Origin of the sequence: Tychonema sp. LEGE 07196 (assembly GCF_963890365.1) — a bacterium.
Classification (GTDB): domain Bacteria; phylum Cyanobacteriota; class Cyanobacteriia; order Cyanobacteriales; family Microcoleaceae; genus Microcoleus.
Map to the genome: position 1 here is coordinate 17,099 of NZ_CAWPRX010000104.1, position 26,052 is coordinate 43,150.

The 26,052-nt window shown below is 46.4% G+C and carries 21 protein-coding genes; 15 read left to right on the forward strand and 6 right to left on the reverse strand.

What is annotated here, in order from left to right:
- Positions 1-95 precede the first annotated feature (95 nt).
- Positions 96-1,184, forward strand: coding sequence for an ABC transporter ATP-binding protein (locus AACV78_RS12835; RefSeq protein ID WP_194009356.1), 1,089 nt, complete (start codon positions 96-98; stop codon positions 1,182-1,184).
- Between the two features lie 25 nt (positions 1,185-1,209).
- Here the strand turns inward: AACV78_RS12835 and AACV78_RS12840 are convergent, their stop codons facing one another.
- Positions 1,210-3,390 (reverse strand): protein phosphatase 2C domain-containing protein, encoded by a 2,181-nt coding sequence (locus tag AACV78_RS12840; protein ID WP_194009357.1) that lies wholly within the window; start codon positions 3,388-3,390, stop codon positions 1,210-1,212.
- Between the two features lie 345 nt (positions 3,391-3,735).
- Between AACV78_RS12840 and AACV78_RS12845 the strand changes: the two genes are divergently transcribed.
- Positions 3,736-4,167, forward strand: a complete 432-nt coding sequence (locus AACV78_RS12845) for an NfeD family protein (protein ID WP_194009358.1) — start codon at positions 3,736-3,738, stop codon at positions 4,165-4,167.
- Positions 4,168-4,297: 130 nt separating this feature from the next.
- Positions 4,298-5,266: an SPFH domain-containing protein gene (locus tag AACV78_RS12850; RefSeq protein WP_194009359.1), complete on the forward strand. Its 969-nt coding sequence runs from the start codon at positions 4,298-4,300 to the stop codon at positions 5,264-5,266.
- A 224-nt stretch (positions 5,267-5,490) separates the two neighbouring features.
- On the opposite strand, the gene AACV78_RS12855 is transcribed toward AACV78_RS12850, so the two are convergent.
- Positions 5,491-5,883: a Fur family transcriptional regulator gene (locus tag AACV78_RS12855; protein ID WP_194009360.1), complete on the reverse strand. Its 393-nt coding sequence runs from the start codon at positions 5,881-5,883 to the stop codon at positions 5,491-5,493.
- Between the two features lie 275 nt (positions 5,884-6,158).
- Here AACV78_RS12855 and purS point away from each other — a divergent pair, with 275 nt between their 5' ends.
- A complete protein-coding gene (purS, locus tag AACV78_RS12860) occupies positions 6,159-6,443 on the forward strand; it encodes a phosphoribosylformylglycinamidine synthase subunit PurS (RefSeq protein ID WP_194009382.1) in 285 nt (94 codons plus the stop codon).
- A gap of 230 nt (positions 6,444-6,673) precedes the next feature.
- Here purS and AACV78_RS12865 read toward each other — a convergent pair whose 3' ends face one another.
- Positions 6,674-6,856, reverse strand: coding sequence for a hypothetical protein (locus AACV78_RS12865; protein ID WP_194009361.1), 183 nt, complete (start codon positions 6,854-6,856; stop codon positions 6,674-6,676).
- 6 nt (positions 6,857-6,862) lie between these two features.
- On the opposite strand from AACV78_RS12865, the gene purQ reads away from it, so the two are divergent.
- Positions 6,863-7,564, forward strand: coding sequence for a phosphoribosylformylglycinamidine synthase subunit PurQ (purQ, locus tag AACV78_RS12870; RefSeq protein WP_194009362.1), 702 nt, complete (start codon positions 6,863-6,865; stop codon positions 7,562-7,564).
- A 489-nt stretch (positions 7,565-8,053) separates the two neighbouring features.
- Here purQ and AACV78_RS12875 read toward each other — a convergent pair whose 3' ends face one another.
- Complete coding sequence (locus AACV78_RS12875) at positions 8,054-10,636, reverse strand: alkaline phosphatase D family protein (RefSeq protein ID WP_194009363.1); 2,583 nt, start codon at positions 10,634-10,636, stop codon at positions 8,054-8,056.
- A 287-nt stretch (positions 10,637-10,923) separates the two neighbouring features.
- On the opposite strand from AACV78_RS12875, the gene AACV78_RS12880 reads away from it, so the two are divergent.
- The 7 genes from AACV78_RS12880 (at position 10,924) to AACV78_RS12910 (ending at position 19,990) form a co-directional block, all read left to right on the forward strand.
- Positions 10,924-13,080: a CBS domain-containing protein gene (locus tag AACV78_RS12880; RefSeq protein WP_194009364.1), complete on the forward strand. Its 2,157-nt coding sequence runs from the start codon at positions 10,924-10,926 to the stop codon at positions 13,078-13,080.
- A gap of 890 nt (positions 13,081-13,970) precedes the next feature.
- Positions 13,971-14,837: a ferredoxin:protochlorophyllide reductase (ATP-dependent) iron-sulfur ATP-binding protein gene (bchL, locus tag AACV78_RS12885; RefSeq protein WP_194009365.1), complete on the forward strand. Its 867-nt coding sequence runs from the start codon at positions 13,971-13,973 to the stop codon at positions 14,835-14,837.
- Positions 14,838-14,868: 31 nt separating this feature from the next.
- Positions 14,869-16,458: a DUF5331 domain-containing protein gene (locus AACV78_RS12890; protein WP_194009366.1), complete on the forward strand. Its 1,590-nt coding sequence runs from the start codon at positions 14,869-14,871 to the stop codon at positions 16,456-16,458.
- 282 nt (positions 16,459-16,740) lie between these two features.
- The gene (locus tag AACV78_RS12895; protein WP_194009367.1) at positions 16,741-16,914 is read left to right on the forward strand and encodes a hypothetical protein; all 174 of its coding nucleotides are present in this window, start codon (positions 16,741-16,743) and stop codon (positions 16,912-16,914) included.
- 18 nt (positions 16,915-16,932) lie between these two features.
- The gene (locus AACV78_RS12900) at positions 16,933-18,342 is read left to right on the forward strand and encodes a ferredoxin:protochlorophyllide reductase (ATP-dependent) subunit N (protein ID WP_228042217.1); all 1,410 of its coding nucleotides are present in this window, start codon (positions 16,933-16,935) and stop codon (positions 18,340-18,342) included.
- A gap of 78 nt (positions 18,343-18,420) precedes the next feature.
- Positions 18,421-18,783, forward strand: coding sequence for a type II toxin-antitoxin system HicB family antitoxin (locus AACV78_RS12905; protein WP_194009368.1), 363 nt, complete (start codon positions 18,421-18,423; stop codon positions 18,781-18,783).
- A 148-nt stretch (positions 18,784-18,931) separates the two neighbouring features.
- Complete coding sequence (locus tag AACV78_RS12910) at positions 18,932-19,990, forward strand: hypothetical protein (protein ID WP_194009369.1); 1,059 nt, start codon at positions 18,932-18,934, stop codon at positions 19,988-19,990.
- Between the two features lie 326 nt (positions 19,991-20,316).
- Here AACV78_RS12910 and AACV78_RS12915 read toward each other — a convergent pair whose 3' ends face one another.
- Both AACV78_RS12915 and AACV78_RS12920 read right to left on the reverse strand, forming a co-directional pair.
- Positions 20,317-21,849, reverse strand: a complete 1,533-nt coding sequence (locus tag AACV78_RS12915; RefSeq protein ID WP_228042218.1) for a DUF5009 domain-containing protein — start codon at positions 21,847-21,849, stop codon at positions 20,317-20,319.
- Entirely contained in the window at positions 21,839-22,765 is a 927-nt protein-coding gene (locus AACV78_RS12920) for a polysaccharide deacetylase family protein (protein ID WP_194009370.1), read from the reverse strand. The genes AACV78_RS12915 and AACV78_RS12920 overlap by 11 nt, the downstream gene beginning before the upstream one ends.
- A gap of 636 nt (positions 22,766-23,401) precedes the next feature.
- Here AACV78_RS12920 and AACV78_RS12925 point away from each other — a divergent pair.
- From AACV78_RS12925 to AACV78_RS12935, 3 genes are all read left to right on the forward strand, one after another.
- A complete protein-coding gene (locus AACV78_RS12925) occupies positions 23,402-23,575 on the forward strand; it encodes a hypothetical protein (protein ID WP_228052080.1) in 174 nt (57 codons plus the stop codon).
- A 147-nt stretch (positions 23,576-23,722) separates the two neighbouring features.
- On the forward strand, positions 23,723-24,391 hold the full coding sequence (locus AACV78_RS12930) for a DUF3318 domain-containing protein (RefSeq protein ID WP_015178535.1): 669 nt from the start codon (positions 23,723-23,725) through the stop codon (positions 24,389-24,391).
- A 521-nt stretch (positions 24,392-24,912) separates the two neighbouring features.
- Positions 24,913-25,914, forward strand: coding sequence for a sugar transferase (locus tag AACV78_RS12935; protein WP_194009372.1), 1,002 nt, complete (start codon positions 24,913-24,915; stop codon positions 25,912-25,914).
- The last annotated feature ends 138 nt before the right edge of the window (positions 25,915-26,052 follow it).

The following is a 26,052-nucleotide window of genomic DNA, read 5'->3' on the forward strand; positions in this document are numbered from 1 at the left end:
TATTGCTCATATAGCAGTTCGATCGCCTTGTGAGGTAATGCCCAGCGGCACCTCATCTTTCGCTCGAAATGCTATAACTCATAGATACTAACACAATGCACGCAGTCGAACTTGTCAACATTTCCAAAATATTTAAAAGTGTCCGCAGTCAAGATTTCTTAGCTGTAGATAACATCAACCTGCAAATTTTCGATCGCGAATTCTTTTCTTTGCTAGGCCCTTCCGGCTGCGGCAAAACTACAACTTTGCGAACGATCGCAGGTTTTGAAACTCCCACAGCAGGCGAAATTTACATTCACGGCCAACCGATGCAAAATCGCCCGCCATTTCACCGCCCAGTGAATACGGTATTTCAAAATTATGCTTTATTTCCGCACATGACAGTAGCACAAAATGCTGCATTTGGGTTGGAAATGGAGAATTTGCCTCAGCCAAAAATTCGCGATCGCGTGGCGGCAGCCTTAGCATTAGTACAGTTGACAGATGTAGAAAAACGCTATCCCCGCCAACTGTCAGGGGGACAGCAGCAGCGAGTAGCGCTGGCGAGGGCGTTGGTCAAAGAGCCTTCTGTTTTGCTGTTAGATGAACCCCTGGGAGCGCTGGATTTAAAATTGCGTAAAGAGATGCAATTAGAATTAAAAAAAATGCAGCGAAAATTGGGAATTACATTTATTTATGTAACTCACGACCAAGAAGAAGCGCTCACAATGTCGGACAGAATTGCAGTGATGGAAGGAGGAAAACTGCAACAAGTCGGGACCCCTGTTGATATTTATGAATATCCGAAAACGCGGTTTGTTGCTGATTTTATTGGCGACAGCAATTTTTTGACCGGGCGAGTAGTAGAAAGGCAACAGGGTCAAGTAGTCGTGTTGGTTGACCAAGAGTTGCCCGTGTTAGTTGCGACTGCTGAAGATTTGCCGGCCGGGAAAACTGTTACCTTGGTGTTGCGGCCGGAAAAAGCTGCTATTTATCCGGCTAATTATGATGCTGAAAATACCTGGCCGGGAACAGTAGAAGAGGCGATTTATATTGGCACTGATACGCGCTATAGGGTGCGCTTGACTGCTAAAAGCTCGATCGCCCTTCGCCGACAAAACTTGCACCGAGATGACTTGCAGCGGCACCAAATTGGCGATCGAGTTCGAGTTGCCGTGCCGCCGGAAAGTATCTGCATTCTTTAAAACGTCCCGCTGATTGAAATCTCCCTTATTGCGGTGAAGGCGAAGGAGTTTCCGCTTCCGGCGCGGGAATTTCGGCAGGAGTTGATTCGGGCGACGGCGCGGGAATTTCGCCAGAAGTTGATTCGGGCGACGGCGCGGGAATTTCGGCAGGAGTTGATTCGGGCGACGGCGAGGGACTTTCAGCACCGGGCGAGGGACTCTGTGAACCGGGCGAGGGACTTTCAGCAGGGCTTGGGGCGGAAGTTTCCGGCGGTGGCGGAAGTTGTTCGGGCTCTGGCTGAGGGCTTTGGAGGCTGCGTACCCACAAACCTAAACCTGCAAAGGCTAACATCAGCCCCAACAGCCCCAGCAGCGGCAACCAACGTTTGGACTGTTGTTTTTGAACTGGTTCCGAGGCGGGGGCTGTTTCGGGATACAGCAACTGTTTGGACGATTCTGAAAGCTGAGATTCTGGGATCTTCCCGGTCTTCTGGAGAGATGCTGACCCTGACATTGGCAGGGACACCGACTGGAGAGACACTGGCGCTGACACTGCTGCTGAGGTTGGCGCTGAGGCTGGAGGAAACAGTACCAATCTCTCCGGCGACATCCGACAGTAAGTCGCCACGACAGAGGTGTTATCGTAACCGTTTTTCTCGTTGGCGAGGCTAATCCAAGACTGAACTGCAGCTTCCAAAGACATTTGACCCTCTAGCACCGGAGGGCCGTAATTCTCCCAAGATTTCTCTACCCAGTCGTTGTCGGCCAAACCGTCGGAACACAGCAGCAGTAAGCCTTCCTCTTCGAGAATAAATCGCTGAATCGTCGGGCGCAGGAAATCGCCGTCTCGCGTGCCCAAAGCTTGAGTCAGAGCTCCTGCATCCGATCGCAATTGAGTCTCCCAGTATAAACTGTGTCCTAGCTTGACCTCCCTTGACGCTACGTCATCGTCCACAGTCAGCCGCTGACAGTAATTTTTACCAATCCAATAAGCGCGGCTGTCTCCAACATTGATCAAATAAAGTTCGTGACTGTTATTCGACGGTAAATCATCGGAAACTTTAATTTTTTGAGGCAACTGGAGGGCCATCACCAAAGTCGTGCCCATCCGCTGCCGCAACTCTTTTCCCTGCTCGTTATTTTGATTGGAAATCACATTGTTCACAACTCTGACTATTTCTTCGAGTTGTTTAATTACCATTTCTGGTGTCATCAACTCTTCTTGTTCAGCGATTTCTGCGAGCAAATTTTGAACTAAAGCTTTCAGGGACTGCACCGCTAATTGACTGGCAACTTCTCCTCCTTCGTGGCCTCCAACCCCATCGCAAACCATTGTTAAGTAAGGAATTAGTTTGTCGCCATCTGAATTTTTGCTAAATTGTAAATCCGCAGCAGTCGGATAGCAACTGTCTTCATTTTTGGCGCGCTGCGGCCCGGTATCAGTCATGCCTACTACTTCTAAGTGCAGGGGCAATAAAGCCGCTTGTTCTAATAATAAATCGTTGAGTTCTAGGGCGATCGCCTCTAAATTCATGCTGCTGCGGCGCATAAACAGACAAATCTCTCCGAGTCTCGACTGCACCTCTGGCGCGGCCGATTCCACCAAACCAGACCAAACCTCTCCCAAATCCTTAACCGTCGGTACAAAATTTCCAGGGTGCAGTTGCAGCAGGCGCACCCGCCAACCTTCCACCCGCAAATTTTCCGGTACCAGCAAACTCGCAGCGACTCCTTGTTCCGAAAGCGGTGTCCACAGTTGAAGCATTTGCCACAGCCAGTAAACTTGGCGCGCCGCACCGGTGTGAGCCCAAGCTTCTAAAATAGAAGGATGCAGGCTACCAAAATTATTAACTGGCACATTTTCCAGCAACAGCACCTCAGTGGCTTCGGGTTCTTCCCCCACGGAACAAAAACCGTATACTTCCGGCGTATGCAGCCGTTGGGGATACAAATGCAGGTATGGCGCGATGCTATCGGGCAGTTGTTCGGGGACGCTAGGAGGCACAGATGGACGGCTTTCTAGCCAGAGTTGGGGTGCAATGACAAAATATCGATCGGCTACTACCTTACCCGCCGGTACTTCCTCGGCTGCTGGGCCCACCGCCCACAAATACCGATAAATTAAAGTGGTTTCGCAAGCTGCACAGTGCTGGCGGCCAAAGGTATTGCGGGGTTCGGAACAGCTCAGATTCGGGCAATAAATGGGTTCTGAGAAACTACTAATCATATCGAAATAGTTTGTGTAAAAACATTCTGAAGATATTTGATTCTCCTGCTCCAATTCACGAGCTGAAGAATAAACTGATTTTAGCCCCTATCAATTTTTTAACTGCCTTTGGGGCCCTAGAAATTGTAGTTGCTGTCAATGGAGACCGGCTAAAATTGTAATCTAAGTTACTAAAACTTTAACTTTGAGTACGATCGAACCCTGACGGGGGTCGGAGCAGCCTCAACCCGATACCGCGATCGCGATCGGGCAAGCAAGTCGCAAACCCTTGCAGGGTCTGTTGTTGGTACTTTTTAAATCTCAAATTTCCAATCTAAGATATTTCATAGTATCACCAATTCTTTTATGATCTTGACTCCCACGCTTCTTTGGCTGCTAGCTGGGACTTTGCTCTGTTTGGCAGAGTTATTTCTCCCGACTGCTTTTGTGGCTTTTATGATGGGGCTGAGCGCCTTCGCTGTAGCTGGATGCTCTCTAGTTTTACCTTATGTTAATTTACAGATATTCCTGTGGATGGTATTTTCGACAGTTTTTGTGCTAGTGTCCCGGCGCTTGATACCAAAAGGCAAGGTAAGGGCGATCGCAGATTCTCACGAAGCTAAAACTTTAACAGAAATTCCCCCCGGCGAAGCTGGACGGGTGATTTATGAGGGGAATTCTTGGCAAGCTCGTTGCGAAGACACCAAGGCCACCATCGCTCCCAACCAAAACGTCATTGTCGTGGGACGAAAAGGCACTACTTTGATAGTTTTACCAGAAAACTTATTGCATTCTTAAACCAAATGCGTAATTAGTCAGTAGTCATTAGTCAGTAGTCATTAGTCAGTAGTTAACAGTCAACAGTTAACAGTTAACAGTCAACAGTTAACAGTCAACATTCAACATTCAAAATTGATACGAGGCAACTGTGGAACAATTATTTTTACTCGTGTTTTTAGCATTAGGCGGTTCAGCCCTCGCAGGTTCCGTCAAGATTATCAATGAAGGAAATCAAGCATTAGTAGAGACTTTAGGTAAATATAATGGCAAAAAACTTGAACCTGGTTTGAATTTTGTGAAGCCGTTTCTCGATCGCGTAGTTTACGAGCAAACTATTCGGGAAAAAGTTTTAGATGTTCCCCCGCAAGCTTGTATCACCCGCGACAACGTTTCGTTTACAGTTGATGCTGTGGTTTACTGGCGAATTGTAGACTTGGACAAAGCCTGTTACAAAGTTGAAAATCTTCAGTCAGCAATGGTAAATATGGTGCTGACTCAAATTCGTGCGGAAATGGGTCAACTGGATCTCGAACAAACTTTTACGGCTCGTTCTCAAATTAATGAAATCTTACTCAGAGATTTAGATATTGTTACCGATCCTTGGGGAGTAAAAGTAACGCGGGTAGAATTGCGCGATATTATCCCTTCTAAAACTGTACAGGAATCGATGGAATTGCAGATGGCAGCCGATCGCCGGAAGCGGGCGGCCATTTTGACATCGGAGGGCGAACGGGAGTCGGCTGTTAACAGCGCCAAAGGTAAGGCGGAAGCGCAGGTTTTGGATGCAGAAGCGCGCCAAAAAGCTACTATTTTGGAGGCGGAAGCTCAACAAAAGGCGATCGTCCTGAAAGCGCAAGCAGAACGCCAAAGTCAGGTTTTGAAAGCACAAGCTACTTCTGAGGCCTTGCAAATTATCGGCAAAACCCTGCAAAACGACCCCAATGCGCGGGAAGCTTTACAGTTTTTGTTAGCTCAAAACTATCTGGATATGGGCTTAAAAATTGGCAGCAGCGACAGCAGCAAGGTGATGTTTATGGATCCGCGCAGCATCCCCGCTACGATGGAAGGATTGCGATCGATCGTTGGGGAAGGTAATAGTAATGAGGTGAGCAAATAGAAAGAAAGGGCGATCGAAATCGCCAAGTAAGAACGGAACGATATAAGTTTTTTCTTCTTCCTTCTTCCTCCTTCCTTCTTCCTCCTTCCTCCTTCCTCCTTCCATCTTCCGACGGACTTACATCCGTTATATCCGTTACATCCGTTACATCCCGTACATTGCTCGTTGCCGAACTTCCTTCTTCCTTCTTCCTTCTTCCTTCTTCCTTCTTCCTTCTTCCTTCCCTAAGATTCTTGAGCCAAAGTACACCGATCGCACAATCCGAAAAATTCCAATGTGTGATAATAAATTTTGAAAGAATGAGATTGTTGTAATTGGCTTTCTAAGTGATGAACCGGGCACTCATCGATCGTGATGGATGCGCCGCATTCGAGACAAGTGAGGTGATGTTGGTCTTGATGGGCGGCACCGTAGAGAGATTCGCCGCTAGCAAGGGTTCTGACGTGAACGAACCCCTCTCGCTTTAAACCGTCGAGGGAGCGGTAAACGGTTGCTAAGCCCATGCTTTGGTCGCTGTTACGCAGTTCTAAGTAGATATCTTGCGCTGAGAGCGATCGATTCATGACTTTGAGCAAGTTTAAAATACGCTCCTGACTGCGGGTGCGGTTGGTTCTCATAATTTTTTTGTGTAATCTGCTGGAATCACATTTGTCCCTGCTTCTAGGCTATCTTACTCGGGAGAGTCGGTCGATTTTAGATTTTAGATTTTAGATTTTAGATTTACTTGCTGCAGATTAATCTGAGAGTAGCAACAGCAGTCTAAAATTTTTGGTACTCCACCACGATTTTCCGGGGGTGGTAGCAGTTTATTGGAGTTCCAAGGTCGATCGCGCGCAACCTGGTTGTAGAATACAATGGCGCTAACTTGCACATCACCCACCGCAACATTCCCGTGACTCAGAAATATCTTGCCCAAATCTATGTTACCCTCCGCCCTTCGGTTTTAGACCCGGCCGGCACTGCCGTACAGTCCGGTTTGCAACACATGGGATACGACAATGTTGAGGGCGTCCGCATCGGAAAGTACGTTGAATTGACGCTGACTGCTGCGGGCGAATCGGAGGCCCGCGAACAACTCGATCGCGTTTGCGACCAACTTTTGGCGAATCCAGTTATTGAGAATTATCGCTTTGATTTGACTGCAATTCCTGTTGCTGTGGAGACAGCGGCGGCATAAATGCGATCGTCCCTACCGTGTTTTTAAACCCGGAGACCCCCCTAGCCCCCCTTAGTAAGGGGGGGACAAGAGCGATCGCAGTCTCTATTCAAAAGGCGAGGACAACAGTGTTCAAAGTCTTTGTTAAAAACACGAAAACTCCGAGCAATCAAAGTCTCCCTTCTTAAGGGGGATTTAGAGGGATCTAGACTTTGATACAAGCGAGAGAAACCTAAGATTTCAGTCTTAAGTTAACACCTCTTCCCTCGGACTTCTTCCTTCTTCCTTCTTCCTTCTTCCTTCTTCCTTCTTCCTTCTTCCCTCGGACTTCTTCCTTCTTCCTTCTTCCTTCTTCCTTCTTCCTTCTTCCTTCTTCCTTCTTCCTTCTTCCTTCTTCCTTCTTCCTTCTTCCTTCTTCCCTCTTCCTTCAACATCTGCTTATGAAATTTGGAGTTATTGTTTTTCCCGGTTCAAATTGCGATCGCGATGTGGTGTGGGTAACTCAAGGGTTGCTGCACCAACCGACGCGGATGATTTGGCACGAAGATACCGATATTTCGGATATTGATATCATTGTAATTCCCGGCGGTTTCAGTTACGGAGATTATTTGCGATGCGGCGCGATCGCCCGTTTTTCTCCAGCAATGCGAGCTACGGCAGAACACGCCAAACAAGGTAAACTTGTACTGGGCATCTGCAACGGTTTTCAGGTGTTGACAGAAGCTGGTTTGCTCCCCGGTGCTCTGGTGCGGAATGCGGGATTAAATTTTATTTGCGATCGTGCTTCCTTGAAAGTCGAACGCGGTAATACTCGTTGGACTGCGGCTTATACTACGGGTGAAATCATCGATTTGCCGATCGCCCACGGTGAAGGCAACTATTATGCTGATGCGGATACTTTGGCAGAGTTGGAAGAACACGATCAAGTGTTATTTCGCTACTGCACAGAGGCGGGCAAAATTAACGATGCAGGGAATCCAAACGGTTCGTTAAATAATATTGCGGGCATTTGCAATCGGGCTGGCAATGTGTTAGGAATGATGCCACATCCAGAACGGGCTTCCGATCCGATGTTGGGCGAAACTGATGGAATCAAATTGTTTCAAGGGTTGCTGATGTCAACTGTGGCGGCTGTTTTGTAGTCCATCTTTGCCTATAAAAAAACTGTTTGTAGTAAGGAATTTAGTCCTTCTCAATATGTTAAGAAAGCAAGGAGTACGGAAAACACATCGAAACTCAGCAAAAACTAATACAGATTTTGATGGGATTCGGGGTGATGTGCGGTTTCTGGAGTTGTTGGGATAAAGGCGTGTCAGTAGTTACCCATTCCGACAAAGAAACCGGGTTTTCACCTAATTTTTGGACGAGAATCAAGTATTGTCCTAAAAAACCCGGTTTCTGGCGCCGAGCCACCTAGCAAAGAAACCGGGTTTTTACCTAATTTTTGGATTTTAACGAGATATTGTCGTAAAAAACCCGGTTTCTGGCGCCGCGCCACCTAGCAAAGAAACCGGGTTTTTACCTGATTTTCAGGTTTTAACGAGGTTTTTTCGTAAAAAACCCGGTTTCTGGGGTCGCGCCACCTAGCAAAGAAATGGTTGAGGGGCGATCGGTTTTTCACCGCCGGGAATCTAATCATTTTCATCCAATCCTAGTGGCACAAAATACTGACTGTAAACCACACTATCAGGCTCCCAAAGGGGCCGCCAATAGACATTCTGGATCACCGCCTTCTCCCCATCACCCTCAGCCGGCCACTGAAAACTGACGATCGCAATATTACTGTATCCCACAACCTCATCACCCTCTTGCAGCCAGCGATTGCGCCACAACAGCGCTATAAAATTCCACAACCTGTGCAGCCACGACAATTGTTTGTTTTTGTGAGTTCTAGTTGACATTTCACCATTTTCATGATGCAAAAACACCCTAGCTCTTTGTCGTTTAATCCAATCAATGCGATAGCCCCAGTCAGGAAAAGATTGCCTATTCCTCACAGCAGCAGCCACAGCTTTCTTCCTGCCCCTTCTCGAAATCTTCACCAACTCCAGCGGCTCGTTCCATCCCAAACATTCGTGCGATCGCTCTGGAAACACCGACTTAACCTTAGTATGAATCACATGAGTTTTCCACTCTTCATTAATCAAAGCACTAGCCGTTAACTGCGCCAACACAGAATATTTTCTACCTGCGCTTTGAGATTTTAGATCGAACTCAGATGCAGGGGACAAACACTCAACATCCGGGCGATAAATGCCAAAATTCTTGTCAGACCAATAACTCAGCCGCACAGCAGCAGCATAGTGAATATCCCCAGTCAAAACAACCACCCGATCGCGCTGCTTAAAAAACTCCGACAACAGCTTCATAAAAGCCAATTCATGAAAATTCCAAGCATCCCCCGCATCACTATTAAAAACCTTTCCCTGTTTCAAATCTAACTTTTGCACCGCATCAATAATCCACAAACCCACCAAATTAGTCGGCAAAACTACCAGCGTCGCCTCAATCTCAAACTCCCCAGTTTTATTCAACAAATCAGTCTCCCGCAATGGCTGCTGAATTTGCTCTTCAAAACCCTTGTGAGTCAAAAGCATCGGCGGATCGATCGCACTTTTCACCGGATATCCCCGCCAAGTCCGCGTATCCAGCACAATCACCTCATGCTTAAAACTTCTCACAGTAAAATGCCAACTCAAAACCTCCCTTACACCGTCACAATCGCGATCCAAAATCAAAACATCATCATCTAACTTTAACTTCGACAAACCAGTCTCAATATCAACTGCCGGAATCCCCAAATACGAAGCCGCCTCTTCCCAAACAGCAACATCAGTCCCCGCCGAATCCGACCATTTTTGGGCAGCCTTTAATAACTTATCTCCGACGTTTTCGCGATCGAACTGTGCGGGCGTATTTCCCCAACCCTGAAACACAGCATAGGCCAGCAAAGCATTCTGCACCACCCGGCGGCCAAGCGGCTTACCCAGCACCCGGTAACACCACTCCCGATTCAAATACCAATCATCACTAACATCATGATCGTCACAAATCATATAAGTCGGAATATTAGCCAGCGCCCGCCTCACCCTCCACAAATTGCCAGCAAAACCGCCAAGTTCAACAACTTCTCTATCCCAGACTTTTGCCAGCTTAGAATCTAGACAAATATCCTTACCCTTCGGAAAATTATCGCACCAAAGTACAGGCGACCAAACTAACAAATACATCGCGCAATATTCGCCCAAACCAAACAAATGACTTTTCGCCTTATCCGGTTTATTCACCAACATCGCCGTAAAGCCGCCAAAATCTCTCGCAATATCGCTGCGAGTCCCCGGCTTTAACTCAATTGGCTTTTTGTAGTCAGACTCAGCTTTAGATTGTTTCGGAATAGGCGACTCTCTAAAAATTTCCCTTTTTTGGCCAACTACATTTTCGTTTTCTGAATTTTTAGGTATACTGATACACAAATTCAAATTCTTTTTAATTTGGGCATCATTCATCAGGGGCAAATTTTCTTCCCAGCCCAAAAGTGTATCGCCAGCATCCGTCAAAGCCCACAGCAGGGGATCTGCAACGTCATCCCCGTAAATTTGGTCGCCTGTTAAAAACAGTTGGTGGGGACGGAAATTTGCCATTCCTGCAAACTGTGCGATCGAATTATCCAAGATTGGCAGCGCATCTCTGCCGTCTCCCTGGGGCTTGCGACAAGAACCGTGAACAATACGCAAATAGTTTAAATCCTGCGGTGGCAGGGCAAAAGTCGGCAACCCGTGAGGGAAATAACCGATCGTCTCCGGCGAGGAAACTGACAAATTAGGGGATGCAGGCCACAAGCAAGAAAGGAGATTTTCTTTCTCTTTGTCTGGAACTGCAACCTCCGAGGGCGAATCAGGACTCGCAGCAAACTCTATGTCATAGGCATAAATTTTTCCGTATGTCAAGACTTTGCTGTCGATCGGTTTAGCCGTTACGGCCACTACGTGCAGGTATTTCCCGATCGCCACGGTAGTGTTCGTACCTTGGAGCAACGGTGCACCGAGAATTTCGCAGGTGCCGCCCTCAGTCGCATAAACCTTGAGTTCTACTTCGCGGGGTGCTTTCAGAGCCAGCCAAACTGTCACCGCCCCTGTTTCAGTCCGGCGCAAAATCGGGCCGGCCAGGATGAGCGGCAAGTGATGAATTCGATGATTTAATGGTGTCCACGACATAGGATTTAAACAAATAAAAATTAAATCAGAGGTTTTCTAGCAATCACATTTGAGGCGATCGATCGACCGTAAGTCAATTTTCCATTTTCTTTTTTTTATTCACTCCATTTACTTCACAGATCGATCGCCAGAGTCCGAACATCAGTCTAAAATTTGGGGCTTTCCACCACGGCCAGGGGGAGGGTTGTATCTGTTTATCGGTCGGGTAAACCGCTTAATTAATGCTAATTCTGGCAACCCGCGCGCGCAAAATTGTAACAAGTCATTAAGAAAAATTAATAATCACCATGCTACAAGAAGAACATTTACAGCATTTCCTAGATTCAGTCCCGCAACAAGTAATTAAACCATCAGAATCCCCTGTAGAGCGCAACAGCCCACCGCTCTACTTCTCACCTTTAGATCGGGCGATCGACCGCCACCCCCTCACAGTGGCTCCAGAAACCCCGATCGCCCAAGTGTTAGCTCTCATGAACCCGATGCGCGTCTCGTGTCAGCTTTGTAGCGAAAAACAAAAAGCTCTTCCGGGCCCGGCAAAGCGCAGTTGCGTCATAGTTGTGGAGGACGATCGCCCGATCGGCATTTTTACAGAAAGGGATATCGTCAAGCTAACAACCGTCGAAGCTTGCGCCATCAAACTGACAATTGCTGATGTCATGACTCGATCGCCAATTACTCTCAAACAATCCGAGTCTCAAGACATCTTCACAGCTATGTTCACCTTGCGCCAGTACCAAATCCGGCACTTACCCGTAGTCGATGACGGCGATCGACTCGTGGGCATCATCACCCGCGAAGCCATTCACGAAGCCCTGCAACCGGTCAACTTACTCACGAATTTACGCTCTGCAGAAGATGTAATGACTAAGGAAGTCATTTGTGCCCCAGAAACTGCCTCAGCCCTCGATTTAGCCGTGCTAATGGTCAAACATCGAGTTAGTTGTGTCGTCATTGTCGAAAAACCAATTCAGCATCCACAGCGGGCGATCGTACCAATAGAAAATTACCTTATTCCCGTCGGCATTGTCACCGAACGCGACATCGTGCAGTTTCACGCCCTCGAATTAAACCTCTCCCAAATTTCCGCCGCTGAGGCGATGAGTGCGCCTTTATTTTGCATATCTCCTGCCGATTCCCTCTTCCGGGCCCACCAAGAAATGCAGCGACACGGAGTCCGGCGTTTGGTAGTAGTTGGCAGTCAGAGAGAACTTTTGGGTGTCATCTCTCTCACAAGTTTGCCACAAGTTTTTAACCAATCTGAAATGTACGGGACGATCGAGCTTTTGCAGCAAGCAGTAGACGATCGAGCCGCCCAATTGCAGAAAACAAACCAACTTTTGCAGCAAGAAATTTTAGAGAAGCAGCGCGCCCAAGAAGCCCTGCGCCAAGCCCACGACGACTTAAAAAAACAAGTTGAAGAACGCACGGCCCAACTTTTAGAATCAAACGAATTATTGAGACGAGATATTATTAAGCGCCAGCGAGTCGAAGAAGTGCTGCGGACAAAGCAAACTTGCTTGAAAAATCAAGCACAGCAATTAGAAGAAACAGTGCGGAAATTGCAGCAAACTCAAAGTCAATTAGTCCAAACCGAAAAAATGTCTTCTTTGGGACAAATGATTGCCGGCATCGCCCACGAAATTAACAATCCCGTGAATTTTATCTACGGCAATCTTTCCCACACCAATCATTACATCAAAGAATTGCTCAAGCTCTTGGATCTTTACCAGAAACACTATCCCGAACCAGTCTCGGAAATTCGGGAAGCAGCAGCAGAGATGGAAATCGATTTTTTGGTGGAAGACTTATCTAAGATGCTGTCTTCAATGCAAGTAGGAACCGAACGCATCCGCCAAATAGTTTTGTCCATGCGTAATTTTTCGCGATCGGATCAATCTAACGTCAAACCCGTTGACATTCACGAAGGACTCGACAGCACTTTGTTGATTTTGCAGCACCGACTCAAAGCTCAAGGCGGACATCCAGCAATTCACATTATTAAGGAATACGGCGATTTGCCCCGCGTCGAGTGCTGTGGCAGTCAAATAAATCAAGTCTTTATGAATATTCTCGGTAATGCGATTGATGCCTTAGATGAAGAAATCTATAACGGGGAGTGGGCGAAGAGAAACGGGGAAAATCCACCACCGTCAATTCCTAGTTCTCCATTGACTATTCCCGCTATTACCATTCGCACCGAAGTTGTTGGCGATTCTGTAGCGATCCGGATTTCTGACAACGGGCGGGGCATACCGGATGACATTCGCCGCCAATTATTTGACCCATTTTTTACTACCAAACCAGTCGGTAAGGGTACGGGTTTGGGGCTGTCTATTTCTTACCACTTAGTTGTAGAAAAGCACCGAGGGCGGCTTGAATGCGTTTCCGAAGCCGGACTCGGTACTGAATTTGCGATCGAAATTCCGATCGCCAGCACTCATTAGTTGTTAGTTGTTTGTTGGCACTCATTAGTTGTTAGTTGTTTGCTGGCACTCATTAGTTGTTAGTTGTTTGTTGGCACTCATTAGTTATTAGTTGTTTGTTGGCAGTTGTTTGTTGGCAGTTGTTTGTGGGCAGTTGTTAGTCATTAGTCATCTGTCATTAGTCTGATTTTGGAGGAAGAAGGAAGATTTTCCTCATCTCCCACTCTCCAGCAATCTGCCAAATCTGCCAAATCTGCCAAATCTCCCAATCTCCCCCAAATCTCCCAGTCCCCCAGCCCGTCGCGCTAAATCCTAAAAATTCACAATTTTTTACATAACACCAGAAACCCCAGCAAAATCAATCTTTCCCAATCTCAAATCGAAAAATGCCAAATCTCAAATCGTCTAACTTTGGCATCCCCATACCCAATTAATCGAACTCACTCTCCCCTTTGGCTCATCTACCAGCGCCTTTGTGCGCGTTCCCCTCGCGCCGTACAAGTCATCAACTGCCCGCATCAGAACCCCAAAGCCAAAAGCCCAGATTGTTGGAGAAGTTAATTTTTGTTTTATTTTTGTTCCTCTTTAACCAAAAAAAACATTATAAAATTAACTTAGAATCTAAAAAAAAGCTAAAAATTGATTTGTAAATCAAAAAAGCAGCTAAGATTCCTGAAGATGCAAAATAAATCAAATTACTAGCATTTTCATTTGTCAGCCCCCTTTCTTTTCCTCGCAAGTTAGCTAATAATGCTTTCAACGAGCTAAGACACGGCCGACCCCCAAATAGACAAAAATGGCATAGCAGTAGGGGCATTGGAGGAAAGGCTATTTCATTTGGGCGATCGCAACATCAAAGTGCGAAACCCCAGCCCCGATCGTTTTGATAGAAACCTATAGGAGAACAAAGAGTGAAACTCGCAGTTTACGGAAAAGGTGGAATTGGCAAATCGACAACAAGCTGCAACATCTCCGTTGCCCTAGCCAAGCGCGGCAAGAAAGTTTTGCAAATCGGTTGCGATCCAAAACACGACAGCACATTTACCCTCACAGGCTTTTTAATACCCACAATTATCGACACCCTTCAGCAAAAGGACTATCACTACGAAGACGTTTGGCCTGAAGATGTCATCTACAAAGGCTACGGCGGCGTTGACTGCGTAGAAGCAGGCGGCCCCCCCGCAGGAGCTGGTTGCGGCGGCTACGTAGTCGGAGAGACCGTTAAACTGCTCAAAGAACTCAATGCCTTCGACGAATACGACATCATCCTGTTTGACGTGCTCGGCGACGTAGTGTGCGGCGGTTTTGCCGCCCCGTTGAACTACGCCGACTACTGCATGATCGTCACCGACAACGGGTTCGACGCATTATTCGCAGCCAACCGCATCGCCGCCTCAGTCCGCGAAAAAGCCCGCACTCACCCGTTGCGACTCGCCGGTTTAATTGGCAACCGCACATCCAAGCGCGACTTGATTGACAAGTACATAGACACCGTACCCATGCCGGTGCTAGAAGTGCTGCCCCTGATTGAAGACATCCGCGTTTCTCGCGTCAAAGGTAAAACATTGTTTGAGATGGCCCAAAGCGATCCATCCCTAAACTACGTCTGCGATTACTACCTCAACATCGCCGACCAGATTTTGGCAATGCCTGAAGGAGTAGTGCCCAACGACACGCCCGATCGCGAATTATTCTCCTTGCTGTCAGATTTTTATCTAAATCCTGTGCAACCAGTGGTCAAGAAGGAGGAAGATGAGCTAGACCTGATGATGGTTTAATACGTCTAGCGATCAGGATGAGGATGAGGTTATGGCTTTTTTTGATACTTTTTCAGTTGCTCTCAAACAGAAGTGGTTGGACTACTACCAGACGAATCGCGCTTGGCTGCTCCTGCACATGACGGCTGACAACACGGTCGCTACACCCGACGGCGGGAAAAGGCCTGTTTCTTACCTCATCCTGGGAATTGCGGCTGCCCTGGAGCCGGAACTCCAGCAACTAATGCTGCCCTTCTCAAAACTAAAGCCGGATGCAGACAGTCTGATAGAAGTGTTGGGGCTAAATTTTGACCCAGACATGGCGCTGGGTATGCCCTCAATTACCGGACTGCAGACTGCCGGCGAATCTCCCGCACCCACAGCAACTCCAACAGCAACTGCTGCACCCACAGCAACTCCAACAGCAACTGCTGCACCCGCAGCAACTGCTGCACCCGCAGCAACTCCAACAGCAACTGCTGCACCCACAGCAACTCCAACAGCAACTGCTGCACCCGCTGATGCGAAATCGAATCAATTGGGCGGTGCGGTATTAGCAGCCGGAGTAGTCGCGGGAGTAGCCGGAGTCGCCGGTCTGGTGGCTGCTAATGCACTCAGTTCGGAGGATGAATCCTTCGATGAGTTTGAGGAAGAAGCTGTCTCTGACTTCGACTTGGGCGATGACGAGGAAGAAGTTGTCTCTGACTTCGACTTGGGCGATGACGAGGAAGAAGCTGTCTCTGACTTCGACTTGGGCGATGACGAGGAAGAAGAAGCCTCGGCTTTGGACGGTCTCGGTCTAGGCGACGATGAGGAAGACGCCTTATCTGACTTCGATATGGGCGATGACGAGGAAGATGCCGTATCTGGCTTCGATATGGGCGATGGCGAGGAAGAAGCCTCGGCTTTGGGCGGTCTCGACCTCGGCGATGACGAGGAAGAAGAAGAAGAAGTCTTGGCTTTGGGCGGTCTCGACCTCGGCGATGACGAACTCGACCTCGGCGATGACGAGGAAGAAGAAGAAGCCTTGGCTTTGGGCGGTCTCGACCTCGGCGATGACGATGACGAGGAAGAAGCCTTGGCTTTGGGCGGTCTCGACCTCGGCGATGACGAGGAAGAAGAAGAAGCCTTGGCTTTGGGCGGTCTCGACCTCGGCGATGACGGTCTCGACCTCGGTGATGACGATGAGGAAGAATCCTCGGCTTTGGGCGGTTTCGACCTCGGCGATGACGATGAGGAAGAAGCCTCGGCTTTGGACGGTTTCGACCTCGGCGATGACGATGAGGAAGAAGCCTCACAATTTGGGACTTTGACCTCTGGAGACCTCGAAGCGGCGATATCCGATCCGTTTGGGGAAGAAGAGCCAGATTTTGTCGCCGAAGAAATACCCGATCCGTTTGGGGCATCGACTTCAGATGACCTAGACCTAGACCTGGATCTGGGCGACTTGGACGATGACGGTATGGACGATTTCTCTCTGTCTGATGATGATGATGACCTCGACGATCTCGGACTTGACGATCTGGGAGAAGCAACTACCGGAGATCCTGATGAAGATGACTTAGATGCTCTAGGTCTCGGCGATTTGGATGTCGATGATGAAGATGAAGAAATTTCGGGTTTTTTGTCTGATTTTAAATGAGGTTGTTGCGATCGCCCAAGGCTATCTTAGTCTGAAATTTGTCCGCTCTATTTGTGAGTTGTGAGTTGCGAGTTGTTAATTTTTAATTAACTCAAACTCACAACTATCAAAAGGGTTTTTAGCTTAGCGAGTTGAAAAACAAGGCTCTCCCCGCAGTGAGAGATTGTAAACCCTCGTACCGAATTTTTGAAGTTCAATTTGGGATGCTGCGGCTGCAAATATATTCAGTTTGCTGCATCTATATTGTCAGAGGACTTGCGCCAAAACCAGGTATTTCTATTATTGTTCGCTGCAAGAAAAGCGCGATCGCACAAAACAGATATTTTCTCGCCGCTGCAGCTTTTCTCCTTAGAGATGAAAACAATCTATGCTTTTCCGCAGCAACAGATGCGATCGCACAAAACAAGTATTTACTCGATCGCCCGCCTGTCAATTTCGAGACGAAAAACAATTTAAAGGGAGAACATTTGAGATATGACCGCTATTACTACTACCGAACCAGAAGCTTTAAACTTTGAATGCGAAACAGGCAATTATCACACATTTTGTCCCATTAGCTGCGTAGCTTGGCTTTACCAAAAAATTGAAGACAGCTTTTTCCTAGTCATCGGTACCAAGACTTGCGGCTATTTCTTGCAAAACGCAATGGGCGTAATGATTTTTGCCGAACCCCGCTACGCGATGGCTGAGTTGGAAGAAGGCGATATTTCCGCTCAGTTAAACGATTTTGATGAGTTGAAGCGGCTGTGCTTGCAAATTAAGCGCGATCGCAACCCCAGCGTCATTGTCTGGATCGGCACCTGCACCACCGAAATCATCAAAATGGACTTGGAAGGCTTAGCACCTAAGCTGGAAGCCGAAATCGGCATTCCCATCGTCACAGCCCGCGCTAACGGCTTGGATTACGCCTTTACCCAAGGGGAAGATACCGTTTTAGCAGCAATGGCCGCTAAATGCCCTGACAAAGCTCCTGTAGTAGAATCTCAGAAGCAGGAAAGAAACGCCATCTCTCAACTGCTAAACTTCGGCAAGAAAAAAGAAGAAGTTGCAGCCGATGAATCCGAATATGTCAACCACACACCGCTGGTACTTTTCGGTTCCTTACCAGACCCGGTTGTGACTCAGCTAACCTTAGAATTGAAGAAGCAAGGAATCAAAGTTTCCGGCTGGCTGCCTTCCAAGCGCTACACTGAATTGCCAGTATTGGAAGAAGGTTATTATGTATCGGGCATGAATCCGTTCTTGTCCCGTACCGCTTCTACGTTGATGCGCCGCCGCAAGTGCAAGCTAATTGGTGCTCCATTCCCGATCGGGCCAGACGGAACTCGCGCGTGGATTGAAAAGATTTGCTCAGTGTTGGGAATTGAACCCAAAGGTTTGGACGAAAGAGAAGCACAAATCTGGGCGAGTTTAGAAGATTACCTGCAAATAATTCGCGGCAAATCTGTCTTCTTCATGGGCGACAATTTGCTAGAAATTTCTTTAGCGCGTTTCTTGATTCGCTGCGGCATGACTTGTCCCGAAATCGGCATTCCTTACATGGACAAACGCTATCAAGCCGCCGAACTAGCCTTGTTAGAAAAAACTTGTCACGAGATGGGAGTTCCTACTCCTCGGATTGTCGAGAAACCAGACAATTACAATCAGCTGCAGCGGATTTACGAGCAAAATATCGACTTGGTGATTACTGGTATGGCTCACGCTAATCCTTTGGAAGCGCGGGGAATTAATACTAAGTGGTCAGTTGAGTTTACTTTTGCTCAAATTCACGGCTTTGGAAATGCGCGGGATATTTTGGAGTTGGTGACTCGCCCGCTGCGCCGGAATAATTCGCTCAAGGATTTGGGTTGGGGTAATTTGGTGAAGAATGAAGCGAAAGTTTAATCGTTTTTTGTAAGATGGTAAGGTGGGCGTTGCTCACCTTATTTTTTTTGAACCGCTGATGTAGGCGGATGAACGCGGATGAACGCGGATGAAAGTCAATTCACATCTCTGGATTATTATTTGAGTCTGAAATATCCTATTACTTTTTATCCAGAATCGGAAGGTTATACGGTGATAATTAAAGACCTTCCGGGTTGTATGTCTGTGGGCGAAACTTTGTCGGAAGCGATCGAGAATATTGAGGAAGCTAGGGAATTGTGGATAGAGACTGCTTATGAGTGCGGAGATGAGATTCCTTTACCTTCAACGGAGGTTGAGTATAGTGGAATTTTATCGCTGCAAATTCCGAAATCGCTGCATAGGAATTTAGCATATCAGGCTGAAAGGGAAGGAGTTAGTATTAAAAAATATATTTTGGCTTTATTGAGTAAGGCTGGCTAAATTTTAACCTTCGGAGTGACGGGATATTCCGCTGACGTACTTTTTCCCCAACCCTTCCAGAATCCCAGCCCACACGCCCGCAACACAATTCAGGAAGCGCCGCCTATAATCGAAACTAGCCCCCATTCTCATCACTTGCAGAACCGCCATGAGTCGAGAAAACGAAAAAATCAGCTATTCCGAAAAAACAGAACGCCTCAAGGTGCTCGCTCAGTTTATCAAAACCGTGACACCGATGATTTGGACAGTTGTCATTCTAGTAGTCATCATTCCCCTATTAGGTAACTTTCTCATATCCCAGTCCCTAACAAATACTGCAACCACAGCCGTTGTAGTCTCCCCGCCCCACGACTTCAGCAAAGTCAACCAAGATATTAAAAACGCCATCCAACAATCCCATACAACAGCCGAAGCTTTTGCATCAAAAGAATTGGACAAATGGGAAACCGAAGTAATTGCACGAGTAGACAATAACTTCCTCGATTGGTACTTCGATTACTTCAATCAAAAAAAGATGGAGTTTACAGTCCCTTTCACTTTCGTCAAATCCGCCGTATTCAACAAATTTGACATGACAGCAGCATCTCAATCTGTTGCTGAAAAATTAACCGAAGACTTCCAAAGAGAATTTGCTAACCGCGTGCTGGTTCCCAAAAACGCTCAGATGCGATTTCAATTGATCACTCAAGATACTGCTAACTTGTACATAGCCGAAGTTAGCAAAAATGTAAAAGTAGTTCAAAACAATTATAACATACCGCAAGTACATTGGGACAAACATCTCAACGATATTGCCACCACAATTAACGACCAAGGAAACATTTCTAATTTATCATTAAAAGTATTAGTTGGCGGCAGCGGTTACTTAATTGCCAAACCCTTAATATTAGGAATGGCTGCAAAAATTGGCAGCAAAGTTACCGCAAAAGTTGCCAGCAAAGCCGCAGCCAAAGTCGCTACAAAAACAGGCGGTACGGTTGCAAGTCAGTTGGGAGTAGGTTTAATCGACCCGATTGTCGGCATCGGCATAATCATCTGGGATTTGTGGGATTACAATCACACAGTCACAGTAGAAAGACCGATTTTGCGGGAACACATTGTAGAATACTTGAAAGATGTCAAAAAATCCCTGCTCACAAATCCTGAAACTGGAATTATGGCAGCAATTTATCAGTTGGAAAGCGGCATTTTAAAGTCTGTTTCATAGACTGTAACTCCCTAGGATTTTCCAAGCAAATCTCTCTAGCCAATCACAGCATCATCTATCAACAAAACCCCTGCAAAAGCAGATGTCATATTATTTCCGTTCGATTTACCGCAATCAGATTCGTTCGTAGTGCGGACTTAAGTCCGCAAAATGAAAGCGTATGCAAGTCCGTACTACGAACCTTTTTTGTGACGATCGCAAACCGGAAATGATATCATGCTTTTAGGGCTAGAAGTTGTGCTAGATAAGTTTAATATTGAATTTAGGCAAGCCAATGAGGAAATTATATTTACCAAACGTGAAGATGTTCTCGCCCTTTAATTATCTCACGTTCTCAAAAACAGTTTCAATCTGGTAAACACCATCACAATTAACGCCAAAATCGCCGTATATCCAAAACCCCTCAAAAATCCCATAAACGGATTGCTTGAAGTCATCTCAACAATCACCGGTTCCCATTTAGTTAAAACCAGAATCGGCCAGATAATATTCGCAAATCCTGCGTAGCCAATCATCGGGTTTAACCCATTATCAATAAATAACTGCAAAAACCATCTTTTCTGAAACACATCGATAATTACCGTCAACCCAATTAACAGAAAAATCGCCATTCCCGCCGTTACAAAAAAGTAACTCATCGTCGCCGAATCTTTCTTGATTCCCCCTTGATAAGGCTCAAACAGCAAACCCAAAGCCAACCAATAAAACCCCCATTTGTAAAGGTAGTTCAATAAATTTTCCGTGACATTTCCAGGTTTTTTCAACAAAACCAAACCGCACAAACACAGCATCAGCGTCACTAACGAAGTCTGCCACACCCATCTAGCTTGCAGTCCAATTAACAAGATTAAATCAATCGCCAACATCAAAACCAGAATGCTAAAATAGCGCCAACTCTTCCACTTCGCATAACTCGACTCTGCCGGCGAATAATACTCTATCCACCGATTCAGTAAATCCCCGACAACAGTACCCGGAATCACCACAAACAAATACTTCAAATAATCAAATTGAAACAGCCAAGGTGCAGGAGAGGACGACCAAACTAAGTTAATCCAACCGTCAGCAGAAGAAGACAGTCGCGCCGCTAACAACAGGCCCAAAATTCCTACTCGCAGCCACACATTTGAACGAGTAAACAGCCAAATTAGCGACCCGAAAACGGCCATATTTGCAAGTACCATTAAGATGATGTCGCTGCGGTCAACTGAAAATCCTACACCGCTGGGATATTTGATGTGAGATACGAAGACTATTCCCGCACTCCAAGCAGCCAGAGTCAACCCCCTACGCAGCCATGCAGACCACTTTTGAGACCAGCGAACGTACATCAAAAATAATAGGAAAAATCCGCACAATCCCAGCCACCACTTTAGCCTGGTTGCTTCGTCCGGGCTAATTACAGTCGGGCGAATGTGCTGGAGAAATATTGCAAAAAATGCCAATAAACAGCCTCTTTGCAAAATAAATAAAACTACTTTTTTTGTATCCCATCCCTTGGCGATGCGGCGGGACAAAGCTAGGGGTATTGCGGCACCCATTGCAAACAGAAAAAAGGGAAAAACTAAATCAACCCAGGTTAATCCTGCTAGTTTGTTATTAAAAACGTGGTCTGGTGGAGGGAGTTGGGCGTGATACATCCACGCCGGCAATGTTTTGCGGGCTATGGTACCTGATAAAACCATTGCTAAAACTGCTATTCCCCGCAGCGCATCCAGCGCGTCGGCGCGTTGGGAAACCGCAGCAACTGCCAAAATCTTTTCGTTTTTCACCGTGTTTTGTGACTCTGATGTTGTGTATTCCAATGCACTTACCGATTTGTTTTGACTGCTGTATAGTTGCCAAATTTTATTTGCCAATTAATTTGTGCAGCCAACTTCCTGAAGCTAAGCCGCTTAGTCTTTTTGTCGAATGTTTTTTATTCACCGTCAACCTCGAAATTCGGTATTGATTGGCTGGGAAAAAGCGCAATTTTAGTTTTAAGCTGTTGTACAAGTATCCTGATGTGAAATATTGGGCAACGTATTTTTCAACTTGTTTGTTGACAGCGCCAAACGGGTAGGCTATGTGCGAGGCGACTGTACGATTTTGGTCTAAATCTTGGGTGCATTTCCTCAGTCTAATTTGGTCTTGAGATAATTCTCTGTCTAATGCTTTTAGAGAAATTTTTGTGAGGTTTTCGTGGTTCAGCCCGTGGGATTGAATGTCATAATAACCTTGCTGCATTCCGTCTCTCAAATTTTGACAAGTTACCTTTTTGATGAGGGAGTCTTGATGGCCCAAGAAGCCGGAGTTGATAAATACAACTACTTTAGTTTTTTTGCCGTATTTATTTTCGAGTCTTTGTAAAATCGGCAGTACGTGGGTATAAATGCTTTCGTTTCCATCGTCAAAACTAATCATAACTTTTTTGCGTCCGCGATATTCACTCGGTATCGGCTTTTTGGGATTGGCGATGAAATATTCGTAAAGTTCTTGGGTTGACAAAAACCAATAGTTATGAATGACTAAATCTTCTAAAAAAGGTTCTAAGTTTTGCTGGCTGTAGTCGCCGGGAGAATCTCGCCGCTGCGGCGGTATTTCCTGGGGATTCTGAAGGTTTACAATATCGTGAAAGCCAAAAATCGGAATTTCTACTGTGACGATTTCTAAGATGGTTTGATAGGTGATAAAAGTTAGGAAAAATGCTAGTAAAAAGCTAATAATTCGTTTTTTTTTGGACGTAATACCAGGCTGAAAATACTCGGGCCATTTGTTAATTAAATAATTTACCATTGACAATTACAACCTTATGAGGTAAAGGGTTATGGCGGCAGTATGAGGGTTTTTCGGGGCCTGGTGCTGGGAGCATTGAGATTGTCGATCGCCCGTGTCGTCCTTAAATATCGGCTAAGGCAAGTCTAGCATGATACAATTTATACCGATCGCACTTTTGATGCAACTAGCGCCCAAAGTTGACCGTGCTTATTTCTTACCCGAAGTTTTACCTGTAATTTTTGACTTGTGATTTCCCGCCCTAGGTGGTAGTATCTTTGAGCGATCGCCCGAGCGAACAACAATCACGAAAATCGCAGTAATTAAGCCTGTTTACGACAAAACAAACTGCATAGAGCAAACCTGTGACAAAATTTTAGAAATTTCTCAAAAAAATCACGGTTAGAATTTTATCATTGTTAACGACGGCTCGACCGGCAATACCCAAAAAATCATCTAAAATAAACTGAAAGCTTTCCCCACACATCACATATAACTAATTTCTTACAGCCAGCGTTAAGGCAAAGGATATGCGTTCAAAAAATGATGTAAATATTTAGAGACAGACTGCATCTTTTCATGAATGGCGACTTAGCGTAATCCCTCGAACCCTGAGTATAAAAATTAGAAAAATTTGATATTTTCAACTATCAACTGTTGAAAAGATTCTCCTTCAATGCAGAAGTGCTATTTTTAGCAAAAAAAAGGATAACTTCTCAGCCTGATGTTTTGGCGGCTTGGTCCAAATTGCGGCAAGAAATTCAACCTTTGATGAAGGAGTCGAAAGTTAAGGATGTAGCAGGCAGTTGCGATCGCCCCGCCAAAGAGTAAAATCGAGTAAAATTGCCAAAAGGTCGTTAAACGTAGCTATCCCGAGCGTGAATCGCCCCCGCTGCCAGACAAAATTTTGATTCAAGGTTTGCTATACTCACAGAAATAGACACATATTAACCTTTGGAAAATCAATAGGCCGGAGCTATGACATCCTATGCAACCTCTACAGCAAGAGCCGAGATGAGTGAGATCCGGCGCTTGAAAAATATACTGCCCCCAGAACTCCAAAGTTGGGTAACAGTAGAAAAAACAATAGAAGTTAATCCAACCCTGATCCGCAGCGAAGAAATAGGCAAAGACCAGGTAGAAATTCAAATAGACCTGATCCGCTGGGAACAGCTAGCAATGGATCAGCGCAATCTTTTATTTTGGCACGAAGTCGCCAGAATCCAAAACGACACCATCCCCAGAGACGGTTGGGAAATGGCAGCCCTCGCCATTGGTTTAGGCGGCGCAGTCGGCGAACTTTGGGTACAAGACGGCTTGTTACTGCTGTTGGCCCTATCTTTGTGCGGCGTCTCCGGCTGGAGGCTTTACCAAAAAAACAACGGAGAGAAAAGTTTAAAAGAAGCAGTAGATGCAGACGAAAAAGCCCTCGCCCTCGCCACCCGCTTCGGTTACACTCTCCCAAACGCCTACAAAAGCCTCGGTAGCGCCTTAAAAACCTTAATCGAGCAAACCTCCAAAAAACAGCAGCGGGCTAAATACGAAGCTCGTCTCCAGGCCCTCAAACGCAACGCAGCCAAGGCCAAAGCCAAAGTCAAACCCATCACCCGCGAAACCTCCCAGTCAGAAAACGTCTACAATTCTTAACCTCATTTCCCGACGTTTGGTGCAGGGATTTTTTAGTTAACGGTTAACTCTTGACTTTCCAGTTAACTGTTAAGCGTTAACTGCGCTTGCTATCCCGCTACAAGACAGACATCGGAATTTTTCAAGACAAAATTAATCGGCCAGAAGCGATCAAAATCTTGATTCACATCATGTCCGGTGGATTACCAGAACAAAAACGGATCGCCCGTTTCCAATGCAAGTCCTCCGGCTGAGGCCGGACGGTCGTCCGCACTACATATTCCGGTCAATGGAACGTATCTGATATCAAAGATGAAAGTTGGGCGGCGGCTGCGTTCAAAATTATTTTTCCGCCCAAACAGGGACTGGTAGACTAGAGTTTACCTCGGCCTTCGATATCGGGACGATCGGCAACCAGCTTTTCTGGCATTTTTGTAAAGTTGCGATAAAGCTAGCCCGGTAAAAACAATATTTGGTAAAGGTGGAGCGGGTAAGACAGAATAGGTTAAAGATATCAGTTTGAAATTTGAAACTAGGACTTCATGGTCAGCACAACCCCAGAGGCAGAAGATTTTCGGGTTACGTACTTCGACGAGATTCCCTCGGTTCACATACCCGTGCGCTTGAGCGTACTTGAAGCCGTAAACTTCAAAAAAACCTGCCAGCAACTTTTCTCTGAAAGCACCGTTCCCAGCAAAATTGTCCTAGACTTCACTCACACGACGTTTATTGACAGTAGCGGAATTGGTGCTTTAGTCAGCAATCTCAAATTTGCCAAACAGCGCGGCAGCGACTTGGTGCTTCGCAGCCTTAAGCCGCAGGTGATGGCAGTATTCGCTCTCACCAGTTTAGATCAAGTGCTAACGATCGAGCAGACCCCTGCCACCTCAACTCCGGCAGAAACCAACTCCCCGGACAACCACCTACCGATGACGCACCCCTCAGTGCAATCGTTGGTGAAACGGCTGATAGACATTCTTGGGGCCATAGTCGGTTTGGTGATTACAGCAATTTTGTTCGTACCCATAGCCGCAGCCATCACCATCAACGATCCAGGCCCGATATTTTTTGCACAAACCCGCTGCGGCTGGATGGGGAGAAAATTTCAGATTTGGAAATTTCGATCGATGTGTACCAACGCCGAAGCTATGAAAGACCAAATTACAAACCAAGCTTCTGGCGCATTTTTCAAAAATGACAACGACCCCCGGATTACCAAAGTCGGGCGCATCTTACGCAAAACCAGTCTCGACGAACTGCCGCAGTTTTGGAACGTGCTCAAAGGCGAAATGAGTCTAGTCGGCACCAGACCGCCTACTCCAGACGAAGTAGATCGCTACGAAGTCCCTCAGTGGCAGCGTTTGGATGTCAAACCAGGGATGACTGGCGAATGGCAAGTCAACGGTCGCTCTCAAGTCCGCGATTTTGAAGATGTCATCCGTTTAGATTTAAAATATCAAGAAAACTGGAGCCTGATCTATGACTTGAAACTAATTGTTAAAACTATAACAGTCCTGTTTAACAAAAATAGCGGTGCTGTGTAGGAGTCCTCAACAACTCATTGCTGAACTCTCGGGTGCTGTTGCCGAGGGGCTGCTGGAACTAGAATTCGATATTTAGTTAAGCAGACTCGGTAGCGATCGCTAAGTTACTATTAAGTGTTAAAATTCACACCGAAAAAA

Bases quoted from the DNA above. Each gene is read 5' to 3' on its own strand.
- AACV78_RS12840 (WP_194009357.1), bottom strand. From the start codon at position 3,390: ATGATTAGTAGTTTCTCAGAACCCATTTATTGCCCGAATCTGAGCTGT.
- AACV78_RS12865 (WP_194009361.1), bottom strand. From the start codon at position 6,856: ATGTTGAAGGAAGAGGGAAGAAGGAAGAAGGAAGAAGGAAGAAGGAAG.
- purQ (WP_194009362.1), top strand. From the start codon at position 6,863: ATGAAATTTGGAGTTATTGTTTTTCCCGGTTCAAATTGCGATCGCGAT.
- AACV78_RS12920 (WP_194009370.1), bottom strand. From the start codon at position 22,765: ATGGTAAATTATTTAATTAACAAATGGCCCGAGTATTTTCAGCCTGGT.
- AACV78_RS12855 (WP_194009360.1), bottom strand. From the start codon at position 5,883: ATGAGAACCAACCGCACCCGCAGTCAGGAGCGTATTTTAAACTTGCTC.
- AACV78_RS12930 (WP_015178535.1), top strand. From the start codon at position 23,723: ATGACATCCTATGCAACCTCTACAGCAAGAGCCGAGATGAGTGAGATC.
- AACV78_RS12900 (WP_228042217.1), top strand. From the start codon at position 16,933: ATGACCGCTATTACTACTACCGAACCAGAAGCTTTAAACTTTGAATGC.
- AACV78_RS12845 (WP_194009358.1), top strand. From the start codon at position 3,736: ATGATCTTGACTCCCACGCTTCTTTGGCTGCTAGCTGGGACTTTGCTC.
- AACV78_RS12890 (WP_194009366.1), top strand. From the start codon at position 14,869: ATGGCTTTTTTTGATACTTTTTCAGTTGCTCTCAAACAGAAGTGGTTG.
- AACV78_RS12910 (WP_194009369.1), top strand. From the start codon at position 18,932: ATGAGTCGAGAAAACGAAAAAATCAGCTATTCCGAAAAAACAGAACGC.
- AACV78_RS12875 (WP_194009363.1), bottom strand. From the start codon at position 10,636: ATGTCGTGGACACCATTAAATCATCGAATTCATCACTTGCCGCTCATC.
- AACV78_RS12905 (WP_194009368.1), top strand. From the start codon at position 18,421: ATGAACGCGGATGAAAGTCAATTCACATCTCTGGATTATTATTTGAGT.
- AACV78_RS12880 (WP_194009364.1), top strand. From the start codon at position 10,924: ATGCTACAAGAAGAACATTTACAGCATTTCCTAGATTCAGTCCCGCAA.
- AACV78_RS12835 (WP_194009356.1), top strand. From the start codon at position 96: ATGCACGCAGTCGAACTTGTCAACATTTCCAAAATATTTAAAAGTGTC.
- AACV78_RS12935 (WP_194009372.1), top strand. From the start codon at position 24,913: ATGGTCAGCACAACCCCAGAGGCAGAAGATTTTCGGGTTACGTACTTC.